The sequence below is a fragment of the Paraburkholderia caribensis genome, assembly GCF_002902945.1.
Taxonomy (GTDB): domain Bacteria; phylum Pseudomonadota; class Gammaproteobacteria; order Burkholderiales; family Burkholderiaceae; genus Paraburkholderia; species Paraburkholderia caribensis.
The window spans coordinates 266,642-288,689 of sequence record NZ_CP026103.1 but is presented as its reverse complement, the minus strand read 5'-3'; the positions used below and the strand labels follow the sequence as shown (position 1 = coordinate 288,689).

Annotated in this window: 19 protein-coding genes and 1 pseudogene; 5 read left to right on the top strand and 15 right to left on the bottom strand. The window is 62.0% G+C overall.

Annotation, left to right across the window (positions count from 1 at the left end; translation table 11 throughout):
* Nucleotides 1-3: 3 nt before the first annotated feature.
* The 3 genes from C2L66_RS30790 to C2L66_RS30780 form a co-directional block, all read right to left on the bottom strand.
* Nucleotides 4-1,224 carry an efflux RND transporter periplasmic adaptor subunit gene (locus C2L66_RS30790; protein WP_060610724.1) on the bottom strand — a complete coding sequence of 407 codons (1,221 nt, stop codon included), beginning with the start codon at nt 1,222-1,224 and terminating at the stop codon, nt 4-6.
* Nucleotides 1,225-1,347: 123 nt separating this feature from the next.
* Nucleotides 1,348-2,919 carry an efflux transporter outer membrane subunit gene (locus C2L66_RS30785; RefSeq protein WP_060609985.1) on the bottom strand — a complete coding sequence of 524 codons (1,572 nt, stop codon included), beginning with the start codon at nt 2,917-2,919 and terminating at the stop codon, nt 1,348-1,350.
* Between the two features lie 99 nt (nt 2,920-3,018).
* Nucleotides 3,019-3,594 (bottom strand): TetR/AcrR family transcriptional regulator, encoded by a 576-nt coding sequence (locus C2L66_RS30780; RefSeq protein ID WP_227247233.1) that lies wholly within the window; start codon nt 3,592-3,594, stop codon nt 3,019-3,021.
* Nucleotides 3,595-3,939: 345 nt separating this feature from the next.
* Between C2L66_RS30780 and C2L66_RS30775 the strand changes: the two genes are divergently transcribed.
* Entirely contained in the window at nt 3,940-4,563 is a 624-nt protein-coding gene (locus tag C2L66_RS30775; RefSeq protein WP_060610721.1) for a glutathione S-transferase family protein, read from the top strand.
* A gap of 14 nt (nt 4,564-4,577) precedes the next feature.
* Here the strand turns inward: C2L66_RS30775 and C2L66_RS30770 are convergent, their stop codons facing one another.
* From C2L66_RS30770 to C2L66_RS30720, 11 genes and pseudogenes are all read right to left on the bottom strand, one after another.
* On the bottom strand, nt 4,578-6,215 hold the full coding sequence (locus C2L66_RS30770) for an ABC transporter substrate-binding protein (RefSeq protein WP_060609982.1): 1,638 nt from the start codon (nt 6,213-6,215) through the stop codon (nt 4,578-4,580).
* A 136-nt stretch (nt 6,216-6,351) separates the two neighbouring features.
* Nucleotides 6,352-7,283, bottom strand: a pseudogene (locus tag C2L66_RS30765) (ABC transporter substrate-binding protein).
* Between the two features lie 19 nt (nt 7,284-7,302).
* The gene (locus tag C2L66_RS42310; RefSeq protein WP_082670543.1) at nt 7,303-9,114 is read right to left on the bottom strand and encodes an amino acid ABC transporter permease/ATP-binding protein; all 1,812 of its coding nucleotides are present in this window, start codon (nt 9,112-9,114) and stop codon (nt 7,303-7,305) included.
* Between the two features lie 17 nt (nt 9,115-9,131).
* Nucleotides 9,132-10,454: an LLM class flavin-dependent oxidoreductase gene (locus C2L66_RS30755; protein ID WP_060609979.1), complete on the bottom strand. Its 1,323-nt coding sequence runs from the start codon at nt 10,452-10,454 to the stop codon at nt 9,132-9,134.
* A gap of 11 nt (nt 10,455-10,465) precedes the next feature.
* Nucleotides 10,466-11,494, bottom strand: a complete 1,029-nt coding sequence (locus tag C2L66_RS30750; protein WP_060609976.1) for an LLM class flavin-dependent oxidoreductase — start codon at nt 11,492-11,494, stop codon at nt 10,466-10,468.
* Between the two features lie 60 nt (nt 11,495-11,554).
* Nucleotides 11,555-12,496, bottom strand: coding sequence for an ABC transporter substrate-binding protein (locus C2L66_RS30745; protein ID WP_060609973.1), 942 nt, complete (start codon nt 12,494-12,496; stop codon nt 11,555-11,557).
* Between the two features lie 48 nt (nt 12,497-12,544).
* On the bottom strand, nt 12,545-13,096 hold the full coding sequence (locus C2L66_RS30740) for a GNAT family N-acetyltransferase (protein WP_054931604.1): 552 nt from the start codon (nt 13,094-13,096) through the stop codon (nt 12,545-12,547).
* Between the two features lie 202 nt (nt 13,097-13,298).
* Complete coding sequence (locus C2L66_RS30735) at nt 13,299-14,324, bottom strand: succinylglutamate desuccinylase/aspartoacylase family protein (RefSeq protein WP_060609970.1); 1,026 nt, start codon at nt 14,322-14,324, stop codon at nt 13,299-13,301.
* A 134-nt stretch (nt 14,325-14,458) separates the two neighbouring features.
* Entirely contained in the window at nt 14,459-15,046 is a 588-nt protein-coding gene (locus C2L66_RS30730; RefSeq protein ID WP_035995904.1) for a flavin reductase family protein, read from the bottom strand.
* A gap of 1 nt (nt 15,047) precedes the next feature.
* Complete coding sequence (locus C2L66_RS30725; RefSeq protein WP_054931602.1) at nt 15,048-15,782, bottom strand: GntR family transcriptional regulator; 735 nt, start codon at nt 15,780-15,782, stop codon at nt 15,048-15,050.
* On the bottom strand, nt 15,779-16,720 hold the full coding sequence (locus C2L66_RS30720; RefSeq protein WP_060609968.1) for a polysaccharide deacetylase family protein: 942 nt from the start codon (nt 16,718-16,720) through the stop codon (nt 15,779-15,781). The genes C2L66_RS30725 and C2L66_RS30720 overlap by 4 nt, the downstream gene beginning before the upstream one ends.
* 287 nt (nt 16,721-17,007) lie before the next feature.
* On the opposite strand from C2L66_RS30720, the gene C2L66_RS30715 reads away from it, so the two are divergent.
* From C2L66_RS30715 to C2L66_RS30700, 4 genes are read left to right on the top strand one after another with little or no spacing between them, the layout of a single operon-like run.
* Nucleotides 17,008-18,063 (top strand): ABC transporter ATP-binding protein, encoded by a 1,056-nt coding sequence (locus C2L66_RS30715; RefSeq protein WP_054931600.1) that lies wholly within the window; start codon nt 17,008-17,010, stop codon nt 18,061-18,063.
* A gap of 52 nt (nt 18,064-18,115) precedes the next feature.
* Entirely contained in the window at nt 18,116-19,417 is a 1,302-nt protein-coding gene (locus C2L66_RS30710) for an ABC transporter substrate-binding protein (RefSeq protein ID WP_054931599.1), read from the top strand.
* A 31-nt stretch (nt 19,418-19,448) separates the two neighbouring features.
* Nucleotides 19,449-20,363 carry an ABC transporter permease gene (locus C2L66_RS30705; RefSeq protein ID WP_060610717.1) on the top strand — a complete coding sequence of 305 codons (915 nt, stop codon included), beginning with the start codon at nt 19,449-19,451 and terminating at the stop codon, nt 20,361-20,363.
* Between the two features lies 1 nt (nt 20,364).
* A complete protein-coding gene (locus C2L66_RS30700; protein WP_054931598.1) occupies nt 20,365-21,261 on the top strand; it encodes an ABC transporter permease in 897 nt (298 codons plus the stop codon).
* A 37-nt stretch (nt 21,262-21,298) separates the two neighbouring features.
* Here C2L66_RS30700 and C2L66_RS30695 read toward each other — a convergent pair whose 3' ends face one another.
* Nucleotides 21,299-22,012: a TetR family transcriptional regulator gene (locus C2L66_RS30695; RefSeq protein WP_054931597.1), complete on the bottom strand. Its 714-nt coding sequence runs from the start codon at nt 22,010-22,012 to the stop codon at nt 21,299-21,301.
* Nucleotides 22,013-22,048: the final 36 nt, after the last annotated feature.

The window sequence follows — 22,048 nt, the reverse complement described above, 5'->3', positions numbered from 1 at the left end:
CTCCTACTTCGCCATGCCGGCCGAAGCCGCTGCGGCCGATGATGCCGCCGCGCCCTGAGAAGAAGCCGCTGCGCCCGATGAACCCGGCGGCTGCCAGGCGACCGTTTTGACGGGCGCCCCTTCATGCGCGAACTGGACGCCCGTCACGATGACCTCGTCGCCATCGTTCAGGCCGTGCGTCACGATCCAGTTGTTGCCGAGGCTATTCATCGTCTCGACATCCCTGCGCACCACCTTGCCGTCTGCCCCGACCAGCAGCATATAGCCGCCCGTCGTATCGCGCAGCAAGGCCTGCTGCGGCACCAGGAACACATTGTTCTGGCGGCCGAAATCGACCGTCAGCGAGACGAACATGCCAGGCAGCAGACGCCGCTGCGGATTCGCGACCAGTGCGCGCAGATTGACGGCGCCCGTCGATGCATTCACCGTCACGTCGGAGAAATCGAGTGTGCCCGGGTTGCCGTATGCCGCGCCGTTGGGCAACGCGATACGCACCGAGACCTGGTTCTGCTGCGCAAGGTCGACTGAGCCGCCCGTTTGCGATTGCTGCAAGGTCGCGAGATCGGCCGAGCTGATGGTGAAGTTCACGTACATGGGGTCGATCTGCTGGATGATCGTCAGCAGTGTGCCGTTGCCGCCCGTGTCGGTCGTGCTGCTGCCGACCACCGCGCCCGCCGTCACCTGCTGCTGGCCCGCGATGCCGCCGATCGGCGCCGTCACGCGCGTGTAATCGAGCGAGATGCGCGCGCTCTGCACCGTCGCCTCGTCGGCTTTCACCTTGGCGGCCGCGCTGCGCTCGGCAGCGTCGGAATTGTCGACGGTCTGCTGCGAGATCGAGCCGACGGGCAGCAGTTTGCGGTTGCGCTCGGCGGTGATGTGATCGTTGATATAGGTGGCGCGATCCTGGGCGAGGATCGCGAGATCGTTGTCGAGCTGCGCGCGATAGAACGTCGGATCGATTTCGAACAGCAGTTGTCCAGCCCGCACCTGCGAGCCTTCCGCGTAATTGCGCTTGAGCAATACGCCCGAGACGCGCGCCGTGACATTCGAGCTGTAGTACGGCGAAAGGCGTCCGACAAAGTGCCGTTCGAGCGGCACCGACTGCGCCTGCACCTTCACCGTCGAGACCTGCGGCGGCGGTGGCGGCGGCGCCTTTTTCGAGCACGCGGCCAGCACGATCAGACACAGACATAACAACGACACGCGTTCCAAACGAGACTTCATGAGAACTCCGTTGTTGCGTAACACGGGCGTGCCCGGGCGGCTTGTCTGCATGCCGGCGTTCCCGTGAAGATTGAATCGTTTCGAACTGCGTGCGCGTCAATGCGTCATTCGTGACGACCGTGTTCAGTCGGCAGAACTGGCGGATTGCTGCGCGACAGGCCGTACAGCGCTTCCCGAGGCCGGGGATGCCGCGCTGGCGTCATCGCGCTGCCAGCCGCCGCCGAGATTCTTCACGAGCAACACGTGGTTCTGCGCAAGCAAGGCCTGCGTATCGCGCAGACTCTGTTGCGCCTGGATCAACGTCAGCCGTTGATTCAACACGTTTTGCTGGCTGACCGCACCGGCATTGAACTGCGCCTCTTGGCTCGCGAACAGCCGCGCGTTGCTGTCGAGCACACGCGCGAACGCGCTTTCCTGCGCCCGCAGGTGATTCATCGACGACAGGCTGTCTTCCACGCTCTGGAATGCCGAGAGCACCGTATTGCGGTAGCTGGCCACGTCTTCGTCATACGTGGCGCGCGCCTCGTGCACAGCCGCGGTACGCGCGCCGCCGTCGAAAATGGTTTGCGCCAGATCCGGCCCGAGCGTCCAGTAGCGGTACGGCACCGTGAACAGATGGGCGAGCGTGCTGTGCGCGAAGCCGCCTTCAGCCGAAAGCGTCAAGGTCGGGAAAAACGCGGCTTCGGCCACGCCGATGCTCGCATTCGCAGCGGCTGCCGTGCGCTCGGCGCTGACCACGTCGTAACGCCGCTCGAGCAGTTGCGAGGGCAGCGACGTCGGCACGGCGGGCGCAACGAAGTGATAGTCGGGATCGGGCGGGATGCTGAACGACTCGGGCGGCACGCCCGCCAGCACGGCAAGCGCGTGCTCGTCATGTTCACGGTTGATTTCCGTCGTCTGGAGATCGGCGATCACCGTTTGCAGATCTTCTTGCGCGACCAGCACGTCGTCGTTGGAGGCGCCGCCCTGGGCGTAGGCCGTCTGCACGATCGCAAGGATGCGCCCGTAAGCGTCCAACTGGTCCTTCAGCGCGCGGATGTCGTAGTCGGCTTGCCGCAGCTCGAAGTAATCGGTCGCGACGCTCGCCGCAATCGAAATGCGCTCGCCGGCGAGTTGCGCATCCGAAGCTTGCGCGTTGGCCTTCGCTGCTTCGATCTGGCGCCGTACCTGGCCCCACAGGTCCAGTTCCCAGCTGACGGCTCCGAACGCCACCACGCTATTGCCCGCCCCGCCCGCCGCCGACGACGTCGAACCGGACGCGCGGCTCGCGCTCAGCGCGGCGACATTGCCGCCGGAGCGCGAGCCGGACAGACCGGCCGTCACGGTCGGAAAGAGGCCCGCACGGTTCGCCTCGACAGTCGCGAGCGCGAGACGATACGCGGCCTCCGCTGCGGCGATCGACTGATTCGCCCGCAAGGCCTGATCGACGAGGTCGTTCAGCTTGTCGTCGCCGTACATTCGCCACCATGTACTGTCGATCGCGGCCTGAGGGTTCGCATCGGCGCGCTGCCAGTCGACGCCTTCCTTGAATCCGTCCGGAATCTGCGCCTCGGGCCTGCGATAGTCCGGGCCCATCATGCAAGCGGCCAACGACATGACGACGACGAGCACAGCCCCGCCGAGCGCCGCGAACCGCCATTGCGTCGTTCCACATCCTGCGCGCACAACACTCGACGCACGCGAAACTGCTTTCATGCCTTTGCCTCCATCGACTGGATAGGCATTCCAACACGATCGATTTACTTCGTATGACTAATTGAATTGAATGAAAATCGACAATGTTTTGAAAGTTTTTTACCGGGTCAAACACCCTGCGGTAAAAATCCTGACCGCCTGCTTTGCGATCGTTTGACGTCTCGCTGCGCTCGGGCGCCGCGTGCCCATGAGCAGCATTCTGGCGCGCACACCGCCTAGCACCAGATACACGAACTGCTCGGTGGCGAGCTCGACGTCGTCGAATTCGAGCTCGCCGTTTTCGATCGCTGCGCGCAGATAGCCTTCGAGCGGTTCGATGCCGATCAGCCGTCCTCGCTCCTGGTAAAGCCCGGCCGAGAGCGCGGGAAAACGGCGTGTCTCGACCAGCAGCACCCAATAAAGCTGCGTCATCTCATCGCGAGTGCCGATGTCGAGCAGATGCAGCGCCGCTCTTTCGAGCACGTCGACGGGTTCGCCGCCGCTCGTGACGATGTGCCGGAGCTGCTCCTGCCAGGTCCGCCCCAGTGTTTCCAGAATCGCGCTAAACAACTGCTCTTTGCTGCCGAAATGACAATAAAGCGTCTTCTTCGCCACGCCCGCATCGCGAGCAATGTCGTCGAGACTGGTCTCCCGGAAGCCAACCGTCAGGAAGCGTTTTTTGGCGCTTGCGACCACCGCGCGAAGCCGAGCCTTCGACTCGCATCGCGTCAAGCGCCCACCCGGCCCGTGCTTGCGATCTGGATTCATGGCGTCCGAAAACGCACCGCATGGAAACTCTACTGGCGAGTTTCCACTTCGTGTCTTCAATAAGGGACGTGCCATGCGCACGCGCCGACAACCACAGCCTCACGCAGTATAGTCAATGAAATCCGCTTGGGGCCTTCGACAATTAACTATTGTTGTTCGTGCAATTGAATCATTCACCGCCACTTACTGGCGACTTCCGTGCACAGATATGATTCATTTGATCGACTGCTATTGGGCTGGCAATTTTCGCGTGGTCACAAAAAGGACATGGAGATGAAGACGAGCTATGAGCTTTATGGCGCGCCGACAGGGAACTGTATTCGCGCCGCCATCGCGCTGGAAGAAGCCGGCTTGCCGTACGCCGTCCGACCCGTCGATCTTGCGAGCGGCGAGCATCGAAGCGCAGCGTATCTTGCGCTCAACCCCGCGGGAAAAGTGCCCGTACTGATTGAAAGGCAACAGAACGTACCGCCTGTCGTGATCGCGCAATCGAACGCGATCATTCTCTACGCTGCGGAGACACCGCCGGGTCGCCTGCTACCGGACGACTCGCTTGCCCGATCCGTCGTCTATGAGCGGTTCTTCTTTTTCGTGACCGACGTGATAGCCGTCAGTCATGCTGCTTTTTTTCTGCGTGGCGCGGGTGTGCCGGCGGGGCAAACGCTGCTCGTCGAACGGATGCTTGCCGCACTCGAATCGGCGGAGCGGTATGTCAGTGACAATGCGTACATGGCAGGAAAGACATTTTCGATCGCGGACATCGCGGCCTTCACGATCACTCAGTCGGTCAAGTCACAACTGCCCTGGGCTCGATTGCCGAATCTGCGCCGCTGGTATGAACAGGTCGAGGCGAGGCCCGCGCTCGCGCGGGGCCTCAAGGCGTTTGATCCCGGTTGAACGAAGCGAAGCCGCTAGTTCAGCGACACGCCATCGAAGCGATGACTGCCGAGCGGCGAAAACACCAGTCCGCTGACACGTTTCGATGCGGGCAGTGAAACGATCGAATGCGCGACAGGCGTATACGGCACCTGCTGTTTGAAGATGACCTGTGCCTGCTCGTAAAGACGCGTGCGCTCATTCGTGTCCGACGTTTCGCGCGCCTTCTCGATCAGCCCGTTGAACGCCGGATCGCACCACTTCGATACATTGCTGCCGCCCACCGCGGCACAGCCGAGCAAGGTGCCGAGCCAGTTGTCGGGATCGCCATTGTCGCCGGACCAGCCGTACAGGATCGCGTCATGTTCGCCGCCCTGCTTCGCGCGCCGGTTGTACTCGCCCCACTCGTAGCTGACGATCTTCGCCCGCACGCCGATTTTCGCCCAGTCCTGCTGGATCAGTTGCGCCATCAGATGTGCATTGGGATTGTAGGGACGCTGCACGGGCATCGCCCACAACGTGAGATCGAAGCCGTCGGGAAAGCCCGCCTGTGCGAGCAGCGCCTTGGCCTTTGCGGGATCGTTAGGCGCGTCCTTCAGTTCCTTGTCATATGACCATTGCGCGGGCGGCATCGGATTGGTCGCCACCGTCGCGTTGCCGGAGAACACGGCCTGGATGATGGCGGGCTTGTCGATGGCCATGTCGAGCGCGCGGCGAACATCGAGCTTGTTCAACGGGGCGTGCTGTGTGTTGTACGCGACGAAGCCCACGTTGAAGCCGACACCCGAAACGAGCGTCAGCGACGGATTGCGCCTGACCACGTCGAGGTCGGCTGGTCGCGGGAATACCGACACCTGACATTCGCCGTTCGCCAGTTTCTGGATGCGCGCCGCCGGGTCCGGCGTGATCGAGAACACCAGATGCGCGAGCTTGACGTCGTCGGGCCGCCAGTAATCGGGATTCGCGTCGTAGCGGATCAGCGCATCCTTCTGATAGGAGCGGAACGCAAACGGCCCGGTTCCGACCGGCAACTGGTTGATATCGGCTTCACGATGCGCCTCCGTCAGCTTCGCGGCATATTCGGCGGATAGGATCGACGCGAAGCTCATCGCGAGATTGCGTACGAAGATCACGTCGGGCTCTTTCAGGCGAAAACGTACGGTAGTCTCGTCGACCCGGTCGATACTCTCGATGTTCTTCGCGAATCCGAGATCGCTGAAATACGGAAAGCTCGTCGGATAGGCTTTGCGGAATGGATCGTCGGCGTGCAGCATCCGGTTGAACGTGAACAGCACGTCGTCGGCATTGAACTCACGCGTCGGTTTGAACCATGCGGTTGTCTGGAACTTCACGCCTTTGCGCAGGTGAAACGTGTACGTGCGCTGATCGGCGGACACATCCCAGCTCGTCGCGAGAGCGGGTTCGAGATCGAGCGTGCCGCGCCGGAACTGCACGAGTTCGTTGTAGACGGTGTTGGTGCTCGCGTCGAAATCGGTGCTGGTCGTATGCTGGCCCGGATCAAAACCGGCCGGACTGCCCTCCGAGCAGAAGACGAGCGTGCCCGATGGCGCCGCCTGAGCCGCAGCGGCCAACACCGTAAGGCCAAGCACGAATGAAATGCGGGATAGGATGCGCCGGACAGACGCGGGATCACGAAGCGGTCGGGAAATCATCACGATTAGAATAGCTGCGGGTCAAATGCGAACGACGAACGTGGAGTGTCTCCGCGCATCGCATCGAACCGCCACCAATTAATCCGCACATCGTTATATGCGGTTCTGCTTAATCAGCCGCGTGCACCCGGCAGCATCAGAACTTCGGCAGTCCCGGCGGATTGGTTTCCGAGCGGCTCAACGCTTCCGACTGAATGCCCCAACGCGCGAGCGACCGCGTGTAGCTGCCGTCGGCGATCAGACCGTTCGTGGCGAGGGTAAGCGCATCGACGAGACCGCTGCCTTTGCGCGTCGCAATCGCCACGTCGGCGCGTGCGGGCCAGCCCGCGTTGACCGTCCCCACCTGCCGGATCGCGCCTGTGGTTGCGGCGTCGTAGGCCAGCGGTGCATTCGGATTGAACACGGCATCCGCGCGTCCCGACAGCAAGGCGACCCGGCTTGCGGCATCGTCATCGAAGTACTGGATTTCGATGGCCGCGAGTCCTTTTGCTACGTTCTGCCTGTCCCATTCAAGAAGAATCTTTTCCTGAATCGTGCCGGAGCCCGTAATCAGCTTGAGACCCGCAATGTCGCGTTCGGCGCAGAGATCTTTCTGATCGGACTGGCCGTTCGCACATAGAAGCCGTGCAGGCCCTGCCGATAGGTCGTGAAGTCGAATTTCTCCTTGCGCTGCTCGGTCACGCCGACGTTCGAGATCACGGCGTCGTACTTGCCCGAACTCAAGCCGAGCGGCCAGTCAGCCCATGCTATCGGTATGATCTGCAGCTTGAGCCCGAGCGAGTCGGCGATCAATTGCGCGTAGTCGGCATCCGATCCGACCACGGTTCGCGCATCGGTCGCATACGTGGCCGTCGGCGGCAAATGCGGCGAAATAGCCACGGTGAAGTACCCTTCCTTGACGAACCGATAGTGGTTGCCGATCGCCGCGAGCGCGGCGGCATTCTGTCGTGTGCGGACTCTTCCCGGCTGCTGCGGGCTGAGGTCGACGGCGGCCCCTGCCTCTGCGTCGTGAAGATAAAGCGCGCCCAGCGCGAGGCTCGCGAGTATGAAGTGGCGGCGGTCTGTCATCGTAGGGTTGCGAAGATCATCACAAGACACGCGAGAGAAACTCGCGCGTTCGGCTATGCTGCGGCGCGTTCAGTACTGTCGACGGCGGCCCTTGCTCGATCACGCGGCCGTGATCCATGAACACGATCGTGTCCGCCACTTCGCGCGCAAAGCCGATTTCATGGGTAACGATCACCATCGTCGTGCCGGAACGCGCGAGCGCCTTGATGACGTCGAGTACCTCGTTGACGAGTTCGGGATCGAGCGCTGACGTGGGTTCGTCGAACAGCAGCACTTTGGGTTTCAACGCAAGCGCGCGTGCAATCGCCACACGCTGCTGCTGACCGCCCGACAACTGACGCGGCCACGCCTGCGCTTTCGAATCGAGGCCAACGCGTGCAAGCAGACTGCGCGCAAGATGCTCCGCTTCCGTTCTCGACAGACGCCCCAGCGCGACAGGTGCCTCGACGATGTTTTCGAGCACCGTCAGATGCGGAAACAGATTGAAGTTCTGGAACACCATCCCGACATCGACACGGCGACGCAAGATCTCTTTCTCTTTCAATTCGTATAGCGTGTCGTCGACGCGGCGATAGCCGATCAACTCGCCGTCGATGTCGATAAAGCCGTCGTCGACACGCTCGAGGTGATTGATCGCGCGCAACAACGTGGACTTGCCCGATCCGGACTGCCCCAGAATCACCGTGACGCTGCCCGGACGCATCGCCAGCGATACATCGTCCAGCACCTTGAGCGCCCCGAAGCTCTTCGACACATGTTGAATGGCGATCTCCGCGCCCTTGCGCTGCATATCCCAACCAGGATTTCCTACGTGAACCGGATGCGACGCGGGTTGCGGCGCAACCGGTTCACGCCGCGCATCAGCGCCGCGATACCGTATGCCCAGCCGCTTGCGCAACCAGACGAATGCATCGCTGAAAACGGAATCCGGCGCGTTACGCGAGACGCCGCGCGAAAAGTGCCGCTCCACCACCACCTGAATCGCCGACAGCACGGAAAGAATGATCAAATACCAGACGGTCGCGACCATCAGCAAAGGGATGACTTCGAGATTGCGCCGGTAAATGATCTGCACCGTATAGAACAGTTCGGGCATCGCCAGCACATAGACCATCGACGAACCCTTCGCGAGGGCTATCAGATCATTGAATGCCGTCGGCACGATCGAGCGCATCGCCTGCGGCAAGACGATGCGCCTGGTCTGCCGCTGGCGGGGCAAGCCCAGCGCAGCAGCGGCTTCGAACTGGCCGTGATCGACGGAAAGAATGCCGCCGCGAATCACCTCGGCCGAAAAGGCAGCATGATTGAGCGTCAGACCGAGCACGGCCGCAAAAAACGGGCTGATGAGCTCCGTGGTCGGCATGTCGACCAGTGCGATCTTCGTGAATGGCACGCCGATCCAGACCGACTCGTACAGATACCCGAGATTGTTCAGGATCAGCAGCAGCACGATCAATGGAATGGAACGAAACAGCCACACGAACGCCCACGCGCTGCCCGCCAGCAGCGGCGAGCGCGACACTCTGGCAAGCGCAATCGGAATGCCGAGCGCGAAGCCGATCACCGCGCCCAACGCGGTGAGCAGCAAGGTACGGCCAAGTCCAGACAGAACCGGCCCGGAGAGAAACCATTCGGCAAAGACGCTCCAACCCCAGCGCGGATTGCCCAACACCGAATTGAGCACCACGCAGATCAGGATCGCCGCGCACACGGTGCCAAGCGTGCGGGCAGGGTTCCTCGCCGGCACCACGCGGTAGCCCGACCTGTTTCGTGGCGAATCGGCCGGCGCACCGGCAAGCGGCGGATTGGCGAGTTCAGCGGAATCGTTCATCGTCGACGCTCCCGCCCTCAAGCCACGTCGGCAAGCGCGTAGCGGCTTTGCTTGCGCGGCAAGCCGAGCTGATCGCGCAGCGTCACGCCCGTCAGCGCGCGCTGGTAGCGCTCGCGCTGTTCGAGTTCAGGGATCACGTAGCGCACGAAGTCGTCGAGACCCTGCGCTTGCACCGCAAAACCAAGGATGAAGCCATCGGCGGCGCCAGCGTCGATCCAGCGGATCAGCTCATCGGCAATCTGCGCGGGCGTGCCGAGAAAGTGGGTTCGCGGCGTGGCCACTTCGAGCGCGACTTCGCGCAGCGTCGAGTTATTCTCGCGGGCCTTTGCCTTGATGCGGTCCGTCGTCGAACGGAAACTGTTCTTGCCGATCTCCCCCAGTTCGGGAAATGGCGCGTCGAGCGGATACTGCGTGAAGTCGTGATGGTCGAAGTATCGGCCCAGATAGGCAAGCGCTTCGTCGATCGTCAGCAGTTCGCGGATTGCACGGTACTTTGCCTCGGCCTCCTCGCGCGTCGCCCCGACGATCGGACTGATGCCGGGGAAGATCTTCACGTCGTCGCGGCTCCGGCCATGTTCGACGGCACTATCCTTTACACGTTGTGCAAAGCGCCTTGTTTCTTCGATCGACACCGAATGCGTGAAGACGGCGTCCGCATACTTGCCCGCGAGCGCAATGCCTGCATCCGATGAACCCGCCTGGAATATGACCGGCTGTCCTTGCGCAGAGCGCCGGATATTGAGCGGTCCCGCAACCTGGAAGAACTTGCCCTTGTGATCGAGTGTGTGCAACTTCGTCTTGTCGAAGAACACGCCGTTTTCGCGATCACGCACGAACGCATCATCCTCCCAGCTATCCCAGAGGCCCTGCGTCACTTCGAGGTATTCATCCGCGATTTCATAGCGCAGCGCATGCTCGGGATGCGAGCCGCCATAGTTCTTCGCCGTGCCTTCGAGCGGCGTCGTCACGACGTTCCACCCCGCGCGCCCGCCGCTGATCAGATCGAGCGAGGCGAACTGCCGCGCGACGGTAAAGGGATCGCTGTACGAGGTCGACACGGTGCCCGCCAGCCCGATCTTCGACGTGACCGTGGCAAGCGCCGAAAGAATCGAAATGGGCTCGAACCGGTTGAGGAAGTGAGGAATCGACTTATCGTTGATGTAGAGTCCATCCGCGACGAACGCGAACGCGATGCCATGCGCCTCCGCCTTTTGCACGGTCTTGATGAAGAAGTCGAGATTGACACTCGCATCGGCGGGGCCGCCTGGGTGCTTCCACGAATTCATGTGGCTGCCAGCGCCTTGCAGCATGATGCCGAATGGAATGTTGCGCGTGCTCATGGTGGAGTCCGTCAGTTCGTGAGGTTCGGAAGGGAGGGTCGAGCGCGCACAGGCGCGATCGTACTGCCGAGCAGTTCGACCGATCTCAGACGCTCCGGATAGCTTTGCAGCGGCGAATCGATGACGAACTCTTCGATGCCATAGCGTTCGCTCAATGCATCGAGTTGCCGCCGCACTTCATCGGCGCTTCCCTTGATGACATGCGGACGTCGTTCGTCGATCCGGTAGTCGCTCGCACCCGTTTGCCTCGCAAATTCCGTTGCCGCTTCCGCCGTACCGAGATTCACGCATTGGCCCGTAGCGAGTTGCAGCCTGAAGATACGCAACGGACCGACCAGTCGCCGCGCTTCTTCGTCCGTCGGCGCGGCGACGGCATAAAGCGCGAGCAATGGCGCCCGCCCCGTCGCATCGCGGTACGTCTGCAGCGAGCGCTCGATATTCGCCTCGTCGCCATTGAAGTGCCCGGCATAACAGAATTGCCATCCATGCCGCGCCGCCAATGCAGCACTATCCGGGCTGCCGCCGAGCAGAATGCGTTCAGCCGACTCGGGTGGAATCGGCAACGCAATCGCGCCCGCAAGCGGATGCTCTTCGTCGACGCCCCAGTCGAGGAACGCATTCAATAGCGCGAGTTGCGTTTCGAAGTCCGCCCGGTTCGCCTTGTCGTGCCGCCACTGCAATGCGCGCGTGGTGAACGGTAGTCCACCGGGTGCCTTGCCGACGCCCAGATCGACCCGCCCCGGGCCCAATGCCGCCAGCACCTTGAACGTCTCCGCGACCTTGAAAGGGCTGTAGTGCTGCAACATCACGCCGCCCGAGCCGACGCGGATGCGCGACGTGTGCGCAAGCACATGCGAGACGACGATCTCAGGCGCCGAACTCGCGAGCCCTGGCGAGCCGTGATGCTCGGCGATCCAGAATCGCTTGAACCCAAGCGTTTCGGCTCGCTTTGCGAGCTGCACGGTGAATTGCAAGGCGTCCTTCGCCGTGGCGCCGTCGGCGATCGGACTCTTGTCGAGCAAGGAAATCGAATAGGTCATGGCGTTCGGCCTGGAACAGTGGAAAGACGAGTCGACGCATGCACGCAAGCAACCGCATCATCAGGACCTGGGCAGACCCGGCGGATTGGTCGAGGCTTTTTCGATGGCTTCGGAGCCGAGATTCCAGCGGTCGAGCACCGCGTGGTATTGACCTTTGTGAATGAGATCGTTCAGCGCGATCGTCAGCGGATCGGCGAGCCCACTGCCTTTGCGCGTCGTGACGGCCACCTCGGCGGTGCGCGGCCAACCACCGCTGACGGTGCCCACCTGACGCGTCTTGCCCTGCTTCGCAGCGTCGTACAACAGAACGGCATTGACGCTGAAGATCGCGTCCGCGCGCCCGGATTGAAGCGCGACGGACTTCACGGCATCGTCGTCGTAGTACTGCACCGCGATCGGCTTCAGCCCATGCGCGACATTCTGACGATCCCATTCGAGCAGGATCTTTTCCTGATTCGTGCCCGCATCGGTTATCACGCGCAGGCCTGCGATGTCCTTTGGTTCCTTGATCGACCTGATTGCACTATCCGTCTTCACGAAGAAGCCGAGCTGGTCGCGGCGGTAGGTCGAGAAATCGAATTTGGCCTTGCGCTCTTCCGTCACCGTGACATTGGAAATCACCGCATCGACCTTCCCGGAGGCGAGCGCAAGCGGCCAGTCGGGCCACGACAGAATCACCACGTTCAGCTTGCGCCCGAGGCTATCCGCCACGAGTTGCGCGAGATCGGGATCGAAGCCAACGACTGTTTTCGCGTCCGTCGCATAGGTGCTGATGGGCGGATGCGCCGGCACGATGCCGATGGTCAACGTATCTTTGACCACGAACTGAAAACTCGCAGGCACGGCCTTGATCGCCGCCGGGTCCTGCTCCGTGCGGATGCGTCCGTTCTGCTCGGGGCTCAGATCGAAACCCGTTGCGGCGAGCGCGCTATTGCTCACATACAACGCCATGCCCGTCATGGCGGCCAGTACGAGCGACGACAATTGCAGACCCAGTCTCATAGTCCGTCCGATGTTGTGTTGAATTGAAGTGAGTGCCGGAGGCGACCGTTAGCGGGTAGCGAGATCGGTGTCTTTGGCTCTCAGGTCTTCCAGCGTGCCGGTGCGATGCGGTTCCAGCAGGTCCTTGCCGAAGCGAAGATGTACGTGCACTTCAGGCGGCAGTGCGCTATCGAACAACTTCGCGTAACCCGTCTTTTCGTAAAGTGCCCACGCTTCGGGTTGTTTGAACCCGGTTGTCAGATAGACGCGTGTGTAGCCCTGTTCGAGCGCGCGAAGTTCCAGTTCCTGGACGACGCGGCGCGCGAGACCCTGACGACGCAAATCGTCGCGCGTCCAGATGCGTTTGAGTTCGGCCGTTCGTGCGTCGTAGCGTTTGAATGCGCCGCCGCCGATCGTCTCGCCATCGCGGATCAACAGAATGAATGCGCCTTCAGGGGGCGCGAAGAGTTCGGCCGGATACCGCGACATCTCTTGCGCGGCGGCGGCGCCTCCGTCCTTGCGGAAATCCTCGTAGCGCGTCGCATATTCCCACTGCAACGCGTCTAGCAATGGTTTCGCGCGTGGATCTCGAGGGGTGGTGTCAACGACGATCGTGCTCATGAATCATCGACAGCGATGTCGATCTGCGTTCAGGAGCTCATACGATAGCGCCAGGTCACGACGGCGCTAAACAAGCAATTTCTATATGAATATCGTGCGATGCAAATGAATCGAATCGCGCGCACAAGTCATGCAATGACGATTGAATACGGTAATGCCACAGTGAAATTCGCGCTTCGACATACGTTCCAGAAAGGGCCGATCAAACGTACGAGCGATCTTCGTCCGCCAGATGGAAGAGGCAGTCGCCTCGCTTCACGAGAGCGGGTACGCGTTTGCAGACTACCTCGCCATCGCTCGCGAAGTGACAGGTCACTGGCTCCTTGAGCGGCGTGTCGGGGAAATGGATTCGCGCTGCTGGCTGACCGGCGCGAACGCGCTGCCCCAACTCGACGAGCGGTTCATATATGCCGCTGTCATAGGCATAAACGTAGTGCTGCGCGCCCGCCACGCGCAGAAAGCGCGTTACGGCAGGTGGCGCGTCAGGAACGAGTGGACCACTCAGCACGCCGATATGAGCCAGGAAATGCAGCAAACCCCGCCTTGCTTCATCCAGCAACAGCGGATTGACCGCACCACCGCCACCAATTTCAGCTGTGATCGAGAGCGCGCCCTGACGGCGCGCCGCCGATGCCGCATGCACGGGATTCTCCGCGTGCAGGAACGCGTTCGGCAAGCCGAACGCCTGCAATGCCTGCACCAACTGGCGCCGTTCCTCTTCATCGCGTGGATCGATCGCGAGCATGTTGTTGCCGTGGTAGAGCAGCGAGCTGCCGCCAGAATGCAGATCCAGCAGGAAATCCGCGCGCGCCAGCAACTCATGCTCGATGTAATGCGCGATGATCTGCGTCGGAGAACCTGAAGGATCGCCCGGAAAAGCGCGGTTCAGGTTTCCGTCATCGAGTGGAGACGTGCGTAACCCTGCTTCTGCCGCAGGCGCGTTGGCCGTCGGCAGCAGGATCAACTGACCCGAGACGTCGTCTGCGTCGAGCTGCCGGATCAGTTCGGATACGAGAATCTGGCCTTCGTATTCGTCGCCGTGGTTGCCCGCCATGACCAGCACGACAGGCCCCGCCGCGTTGCGTATCGAGGCGATGGGAATGGGCAGCCAGCCGTAAGCCGAGCGGTGCACGGAGTGAGGCAAACGCAGATAGCCGCTATGTTTGCCCTGCGCGTCGAAATCGATTTCGCTGCGAACGGGATTGCGTGGATTTCGGATCGGGTTCATTGCATCGCCAGGTGAGATGACTCATGTCGCTACCAATCGATATGGCGAAGCTTATACCCGAAGGAAACCAGGCACGTTCAACGGAAACTTAAAATAGATATCAGCCTTTGTTCTTTCCAGGGACCGCGCGCAACTCAAAGCTCGAATCGATCCCGCGTCGTCACATAGTCGCTTGCGCCGAACCGGCCCACGGGAAAGTAATGCTGCAATCTGACACGCCACGCGTCGCGATCGATCAGTTCGTCCCGCGCGTGCAGCACCAGCACCTTGCCGATGAAGATATGCCGGCTCGCTGTTTCAAGCGTCTCCCAAAGCTCGCATTCGAACGCAACGGGCGCCTGCGCGATACGCGGCGGCTTGATGCGCGTCGACGGCAGCGCGGTGAAGCCCACTTCGTCGAGCTCGCTGACGGTCGACGCAAAGCGCTCGCCGCAACGATGCATCTGCTGTGCGATCGCCTCGTCGGCAAGATGCACGACGAACTCCTTTTCGCGCGGAATGTTCACTGCCGTGTCCTTCAGCGTGCCGTCCGCCAGCCGGTTGATACTGATCATCACAATGGGCGGCTCCTCGCCCAGCATGTTGAACATCGAGAACGGCGCGGCATTCACCGTGCCGTCAACGCCGAGCGTGGTCACGAGCGCGATGGGGCGCGGCACGATCAGGCTCGCCATCAGCTTGTAGCGCTGGTACTCGGTGATCGCTTCGAAGTCGATTTCCATGTCACTCCATCACGGTTTGTCGATCGGGTTCGATGCCGAGCAGCTGCGCCAGCCGTTTTTTGCCAGGCATGCGCGACGTTTCGATACGCGCCTCCAGACTCCGGAGATGCGCGGTCATATGCGCAATCGCGCCGTCGGCATCGCGAGCTTCCAGACAATCGAGAATAGCGGTGTGTTCGTCGTGCTCGCACGGCGCGTTGCCGACCGGCTCGTATGCACCGACGATCAGCGAACAGCGCGAAATCAGTTCGGTGAGGTAGCGTTCGAGGGTCGCGTTGCCCGCCAGCGCGGCGATGCGCAGATGAAACTCGCTGGCAAGCCGCGCCCATGAAGGCTGGTCGAATCGATGCATCGCCTCGTGCTCGTCGGCAAGCTGTCTGCGCAGCGCGCCGATATCGTCGACGCTCGCGCGTTGCGCTGCGAGCTCGACCAGTGCGCGTTCCACCGCGCAGCGGGCCTCGAAAATCTCGCGTGTTTCCTCACGCGTCGGCTGTGCAATGACAGCGCCTTTGTTCGGACGCAGGACGACGATGCCGTCGTGTGCGAGCTTCTCCAGCGCGCGCCGCACCACCGCGCGCCCGACGCCGAACAGCGCGCACAACTCCGGCTCGGGCAGCTTGGTGCCCGGCGTGAGCCTGCGATTCAACACGCCTTCGAAGATCGTTTGATAGATGCGGCCATCCGCGTCCGCCCGATCGCGCTTCGCGCGCTGCATTCCCGCCTGCACGGCACTCATGCGGCTTGCGCCGCTACGGGCACGGCCTCGTCGGCATGGCGCGCGATGGCGCCCGGCGTGGTGAGCCAGATGTCGTCGCGCACACTGTCGATATGGGCGAGCGCGCGCCGCAAGTGCCGCAACCGGTACGGCTGCCCGACGATGTACGGATGCAGCGCGATGCCCATGACAAGCGGCGGCGCAGTGCACGCGCGCTGCGTTTGCTCGAGCATCTCGTCGAACTGGTCGATGATCATGTCCGCGAAATCGCGCATGTCCATCTGCCGCGCCATGATCATCGGCAGATCGTTCAGCTCCTGGGGATATGGAATCGACCACAGCGGCCCGCCGTTCGTTTGCATACGCACGGGCCGGTCGTCGTGGCACCAGTTGAGCGTGTAGCAATACCCCGTCTCGGCGAGCAGGTCCGGCGTGCGGTGCGACTCGGAGATCCATGGCGACAGCCATCCCGCCGGCTCCGCGCCCGACTGCTCGTACATGCGCGAGCGGCAATGGGCCAGCAGCGCGCGTTCGCCGTCCTCGTCGAGATCGCTCTGGCGCTGCGCGTTGGTGTGACCGTGCGCGATCAGTTCGTCGCCGCGCGCGACACAGGCATCGACGAGTTCCGGGCAGTGATCGTAAAGCGACGTGTTGACGAGCGTGCCCGCCGGCATGTCAAACGAATCGAACAGTTCGATGCAGCGCCAGGCACCGACGCGATTGCCGTACTCGCGCCAGCTGTAGTTCAGCACATCGGGCTGCGGAGACAGCGGCCCTAGCGCCGCGCCCAGTCCCTCGCCGAACGCGAAGTGCTCCAGGTTGAAGCCGAGGTAGACCGCGAGCCGCGCGCCGTTCGGCCAGTGGTACGCCTCGCCTTCATGAATCGGCTGATAGCCGAAGCGGCCATGTGTTTTCGGTGAATCGAATGAACTGGACGGCTCGCGCTTGAAGTCGTTCATTGTCGGTGTGAATGATCCGGTTTGGTTAGGTTGTGCCCCAATCCGAACGGAACCTGCACTGCGATTGCACACGCAACGGATCCCAAAGTGCAGACGATCGAGGTCCGCAATCGTGTGCAATATGCGCGCCAACCTGTCGACACGCATTGTCAGCGGGCCTTGCGGCACGCGTGCGAGTCCATCCGGGCGGCAGACCCGATCGCGAATGGCATATGACTTGCAGAAGCTCCCGGCTGCATGCTTCGTGCGCCGTATTTCATCCGCGTTTCCTGACAGGACACACCTTCATGGTTCAGCCGGCCTCAACCGTGGTTCATGCAAGCCCCGCCGACATCGAGCTAGTACACGTTTCGAAGCGTTATGGCGATTCGCTCGCCGTCGATGCCATCGACCTGCGCATTCCCGGCGGCGCCTACTGTTGCCTGCTTGGCCCGTCGGGCTGCGGCAAGACATCGACGCTGCGCATGATCGCGGGTCACGAGTCGGTTTCCGAAGGCGACGTGCTGATCGGCGGGCGCAACGTGACACATGAGCAGCCCGCCTCGCGCGGCACGGCCATGGTGTTTCAGAGCTATGCGCTGTTCCCGCATCTGTCCGCGCTCGACAACGTCGCGTTCAGTCTCAAGATGCGCGGCGTCGCCAAAGAGGCGCGCAGAAAGCGCGCGGCCGAACTGCTCGAACTCGTCGCGATGTCGGACTACGCGAGCCGCCGGCCCGCACAGCTTTCGGGCGGCCAGCAGCAGCGCGTCGCGCTCGCTCGCGCGTTGCTCAACGAGCCGCGCTGCCTGCTGCTCGACGAACCGCTGTCCGCGCTCGATCCGTTCCTGCGCGTGCAGATGCGCGCCGAACTCAAGCGCTGGCAAAAGGAACTCGGGATTACTTTCGTCCACGTCACCCATTCGCAGGAAGAAGCGATGGCACTCGCCGATCTCGTGGTGGTGATGAGTCACGGTCATATCGAACAGACAGGCACGCCGTTCGAAGTCTTCAACCGGCCGCGCACGGAGTTCGTCGCGCGCTTTCTGGGCGGCCATAACGTGCTTGGCGCGAAGGGCGGTCTCTTCACCGTGCGCGCCGACCGCTTGCGCATTGCGCCGCAAGGCGTCACGCCGGGCACGAGTGCGGGCGAAAGCGGCTTGAGCCGCATCGGCGGCCTCGCCTGCACGGTGCGGGAAGCCGAATATCAAGGCACGCACTTGCGCATCACGCTCGATCCGCAGGACGGCTCACCCGCACTCGTGTCCCTGATGAGCGACGCCGACTACGATCCGCAACGCCTCGGCCCGAATGCGCGCGTGACGGTCTGGTGGGACGAGCAGAACGCCCATCCGCTGGCGGCCTAGCAAGTGCACTGACAACGACAACGCAACGACAATTCTTTAGAGGAGAGACGCAATGAACGACGACAAAGTGGCCGCAAACGTACAACAGGCTGGAGAAGAGACGGCAGGAAAGGGAATATCGCGCCGCACGTTCATCAAGGGCGCGGTCGCGGCTGCGGGCATCGCTGGTTTTCCGTATGTGCACGCTCAGGAGAAGATCACGTTGCGTTACCTCGGCACTGCCGTCAACCAGAGCGCCGACATTGCGAAGAAATTCAAGGAAGACACGGGCATCGAGATCCAGTACATTCCCGTCACCACCGATGACGTGACCAAACGCATCATCACGCAGCCCAATTCGTTCGATATCGTCGACACCGAGTACTTCGCGCTCAAGAAGCTGATCCCGGCGGGCACGCTCGCGGGCATGGACGCCAAACGTATCAAGCTCGCCGACAAGATCACGCCCGTGCTGACAAAGGGTGAAGTGGACGGCAAGAAGATCGGCGATCAAGGCACCGCGCCGAAGAAGGTGATGTTCCTCAAGGGCGCGCGTTCGACTGAATTCTCCGCGACGCCGACCGAGTGGATGACGCTGATCCCCACCACGTACAACGCCGACACGCTCGGCATTCGCCCCGACCTGATCGCGCGGCCCGTGACGACGTGGGCGGACCTGCTCAATCCGCAATTCAAGGGCAAGGCGGCGCTGCTCAACATTCCCGCCATCGGCATCATGGACGCGGCAATGGCCATCGAAGCGATGGGCCGCGTGAAGTACGGCGACAAGGGCAACATGACGAAAGCCGAGATCGATCAGACCATCAAGATCCTGATCGAGTCGAAGCGCGCCGGCCAGTTCCGTGCCTTCTGGCGCGACTTCAACGAGAGCGTGAACCTGATGGCGTCGGGCGAAGTCGTGATCCAGTCGATGTGGTCGCCCGCCGTCACGAAGGTCCGCACGATGGGCATCGCCTGCAAATTCCAGCCGCTGAAAGAAGGCTATCGCTCGTGGGCGTCGGGCTTCGGCTTTCCGCGCTCGCTGCAGGGCAAAAAGCTCGATGCCGCGTATGAATTCGTCAACTGGTTTCAGGACGGCTGGGCGGGCGCTTATCTGATGCGCCAGGGCTACTACCCCGGCGTCACGGAAACGGCGCGCACGCATATGCAGGCCTACGAATGGGACTACTGGATGGAAGGCAAGCCCGCAGCGCAGGACATCAAGGCGCCCGACGGCCAGCTGCTCGAAAAAGCGGGCGCCGTGCGCGACGGCGGTTCGTACAACCAGCGCATGGGCGCGATTGCGTGCTGGAATGCCGTGATGGACGAGAACATCTACATGGTGCAGAAGTGGAACGAATTCATCGCGGCATGACAGTGCACACGAACACGCGCGGAGTGTGAAGATGGCCTCGGTCGAGTATCTCCAGCAGGCAAAGCAACCGGCCGTGCGCCATCGACGTGTGAGCGCGTGGCTGCAAGCCACGCCGCTCACGGTGACGTTCGCGTTGTTCTTTATCGTGCCGCTCGTGATCACGTTGATCGTCAGCTTCTGGGACTTCAATGAGTATCAGATCATTCCGGCGTTCACGCTGAAGAACTACGCGGCGATCTTCGACGGGTGCACGTCGTTCACGGACGTGTGCGTCACCTTCAAGACTTATTGGTCCACGCTGAAATTCTGCGCGATGGTCTGGGCCGTGACGCTCGTGCTCGGCTTCACGATCGCCTATTTCCTCGCGTTCCATGTACGCACGACAGCGATGCAAACCGTCCTGTTTCTGGTCTGCACGATTCCGTTCTGGACGTCCAACGTGATCCGCATGATCTCGTGGATTCCGCTGCTCGGACGCAACGGGCTTGTCAATCAGGCGCTCATGTCGGCGCATTTGGTCGACCAGCCGCTCGAATGGCTGCTGTATTCGAACTTCTCCGTCGTGCTGGCGTTCGTGCATCTGTATACGTTCTTCATGATCGTGCCCATCTTCAACGCAATGATGCGTATCGACCGGTCGCTGCTCGAAGCCGCGCGCGACGGCGGGGCGAGCGGCTGGCAGGTGATCCGCGACGTCGTGTTGCCGCTATCGAAAACGGGCATCGTGATCGGCTCGATCTTCGTCGTCACGATCGTGATGGGCGATTTCCTCACGGTGGGCGTGATGGGCGGGCAGCAGATCGCGTCGGTCGGCAAGATCATTCAGGTGCAGACAGGCTATCTGCAATTTCCCGCCGCTGCCGCCAATGCGATCATTCTGCTTGCGGTGGTGCTCATGATCGTGTGGGCGCTGACGCGCGCCGTCGACATCAGAAAGGAACTCTGACATGCGTGTTTCGCTCATGCATCGCGAGCGCCGGCCCGCGAGCTTCTACTGGCTCGCGCTGATCTTCGGCCTGTTCGTGCTGTTTCTGTATGGCCCCGTCATCACGATTTTCATTCTGTCTTTTCAAGGTCCGGAAGGCGGCCTGACGTTTCCGATGCGCGGCGTCTCGCTGCACTGGTTCGAGGTGCTGCGCAACGGCGTGGGCGATATCGACATATGGGCTGCGTTCGGGCGCTCCGTCAAGCTCGCGATTGCTGTGACGGTGCTGACGGTGCTGTTCTCCGTCAGCGCGGGCCTCGCGTTCAGGCGGCGCTTTCGCGGCGACACGGCCGTGTTCTATGTATCGGTTGCGAGTCTCATCATGCCGTCGATCATCGTATCGCTCGGCATCGGGCTGACTTTTCGTCTGCTCGACACGCTCATCAAGTATCTGGCCAGCACGTGGGGCTTTCAGTCGTTCGCGGATAGCTGGACCACCTCGATGGGTCTCTACACGTCGGCGCTCGGCGCGCATCTGACGTGGACGCTGCCGTTCGGCCTGCTCGTGATGTTCGCCGTATTCAACCGCTTCAATCCCGCCTTCGAAGAAGCGGCGCGCGATCTGGGCGCATCGCCGTGGCAATCGTTCCGCAATGTCGTGCTGCCCATCATCGGGCCTTCTGTGATCGGCGTCGCGATGTTCGGCTTCACGCTGTCGTGGGATGAGATCGCGCGCACGTCGCAGGCAATCGGCGACCAGAACACGCTGCCGCTCGAACTGCAGGGCTTGACGACATCGGTGACCACGCCCGTCATTTACGCGCTCGGCACGATGACGACATTGATCTCGCTCGCGGTGATGGTGGGCGGATTGCTGGTCGCGAGAGCGCTCGCACGCAAGCGGGCGACTGCGGGTTGACGCGCCGCGCGGCGTTGCGCGGCGCTTTATCGGCAAATCAGATGTGCGCCGCGAGTTCAGGCACGCGCGCGCCCGTCAGAAACGCGCGCACGAGTTCGTGCGCCTGCGCCTTGTGCGCGGCCTGCCATGAAGGCGCGAGCATCTCGGTGTCGAACATGCGTGAGAGCGTGTACGCATTGGACTTGTGAAAATACGCGAGACTCACGAGCGTCACGTACATATGCAGCGGGTCGATGCCCTCGCGCAACTCGCCAGCAGCCTCGCCGCGTTCGATCAGGGTGCGCAGCTTGTCGAGCACGGGCGACGACATCGCAGGAATGACCTTCGAGCGTTTCAGGTAACGCGCCCGGTTCAGGTTTTCCCACGAAAGCAGACAAAGCAACTCGGGGTGCGCGGAAAAGTGCCCTTCCGTGAAATCGTAAAGCCGCAAGATGCCTGCTGCGGGGTCGACGGTCTTTTCATCCAGCTCGACGGCCAGCTCCGCTTCGCGCAGCTTCGCGAGCACATGCTCCAGCACTTCGACATACAGCATCTCCTTGCCGCCGAAGTAGTGATAGATCATCCGGATATTGACCTTGGCGCGACTCGCAATGCCCTCCACCCGCGCGCCGCTGAAGCCCTTGTCGGCGAACTCCTTGATGGCGATGCGGAAGATGCGCTCGCGCGTCTTTGCCGCAAGTTGCTGGCGGCGCGTGGGCTCGTCCTTCGCCGCTCGGGCGGGTGCGCTTGATGCAGGGGCGTTGCGTGGCATGGTGTCGATGTATGGATGAACAATGGCGCGGCGTAT

Excerpts from the sequence above, each read along its gene's own strand:
- C2L66_RS30790 (WP_060610724.1), bottom strand. The coding sequence starts at position 1,224 with ATGAAGTCTCGTTTGGAACGCGTGTCGTTGTTATGTCTGTGTCTGATC.
- C2L66_RS30785 (WP_060609985.1), bottom strand. The coding sequence starts at position 2,919 with ATGAAAGCAGTTTCGCGTGCGTCGAGTGTTGTGCGCGCAGGATGTGGA.
- C2L66_RS30775 (WP_060610721.1), top strand. The coding sequence starts at position 3,940 with ATGAAGACGAGCTATGAGCTTTATGGCGCGCCGACAGGGAACTGTATT.
- C2L66_RS30770 (WP_060609982.1), bottom strand. The coding sequence starts at position 6,215 with ATGATTTCCCGACCGCTTCGTGATCCCGCGTCTGTCCGGCGCATCCTA.
- C2L66_RS42310 (WP_082670543.1), bottom strand. The coding sequence starts at position 9,114 with ATGAACGATTCCGCTGAACTCGCCAATCCGCCGCTTGCCGGTGCGCCG.
- C2L66_RS30755 (WP_060609979.1), bottom strand. The coding sequence starts at position 10,454 with ATGAGCACGCGCAACATTCCATTCGGCATCATGCTGCAAGGCGCTGGC.
- C2L66_RS30750 (WP_060609976.1), bottom strand. The coding sequence starts at position 11,494 with ATGACCTATTCGATTTCCTTGCTCGACAAGAGTCCGATCGCCGACGGC.
- C2L66_RS30745 (WP_060609973.1), bottom strand. The coding sequence starts at position 12,496 with ATGAGACTGGGTCTGCAATTGTCGTCGCTCGTACTGGCCGCCATGACG.
- C2L66_RS30740 (WP_054931604.1), bottom strand. The coding sequence starts at position 13,096 with ATGAGCACGATCGTCGTTGACACCACCCCTCGAGATCCACGCGCGAAA.
- C2L66_RS30735 (WP_060609970.1), bottom strand. The coding sequence starts at position 14,324 with ATGAACCCGATCCGAAATCCACGCAATCCCGTTCGCAGCGAAATCGAT.
- C2L66_RS30730 (WP_035995904.1), bottom strand. The coding sequence starts at position 15,046 with ATGGAAATCGACTTCGAAGCGATCACCGAGTACCAGCGCTACAAGCTG.
- C2L66_RS30725 (WP_054931602.1), bottom strand. The coding sequence starts at position 15,782 with ATGAGTGCCGTGCAGGCGGGAATGCAGCGCGCGAAGCGCGATCGGGCG.
- C2L66_RS30720 (WP_060609968.1), bottom strand. The coding sequence starts at position 16,720 with ATGAACGACTTCAAGCGCGAGCCGTCCAGTTCATTCGATTCACCGAAA.
- C2L66_RS30715 (WP_054931600.1), top strand. The coding sequence starts at position 17,008 with ATGGTTCAGCCGGCCTCAACCGTGGTTCATGCAAGCCCCGCCGACATC.
- C2L66_RS30710 (WP_054931599.1), top strand. The coding sequence starts at position 18,116 with ATGAACGACGACAAAGTGGCCGCAAACGTACAACAGGCTGGAGAAGAG.
- C2L66_RS30705 (WP_060610717.1), top strand. The coding sequence starts at position 19,449 with ATGGCCTCGGTCGAGTATCTCCAGCAGGCAAAGCAACCGGCCGTGCGC.
- C2L66_RS30700 (WP_054931598.1), top strand. The coding sequence starts at position 20,365 with ATGCGTGTTTCGCTCATGCATCGCGAGCGCCGGCCCGCGAGCTTCTAC.
- C2L66_RS30695 (WP_054931597.1), bottom strand. The coding sequence starts at position 22,012 with ATGCCACGCAACGCCCCTGCATCAAGCGCACCCGCCCGAGCGGCGAAG.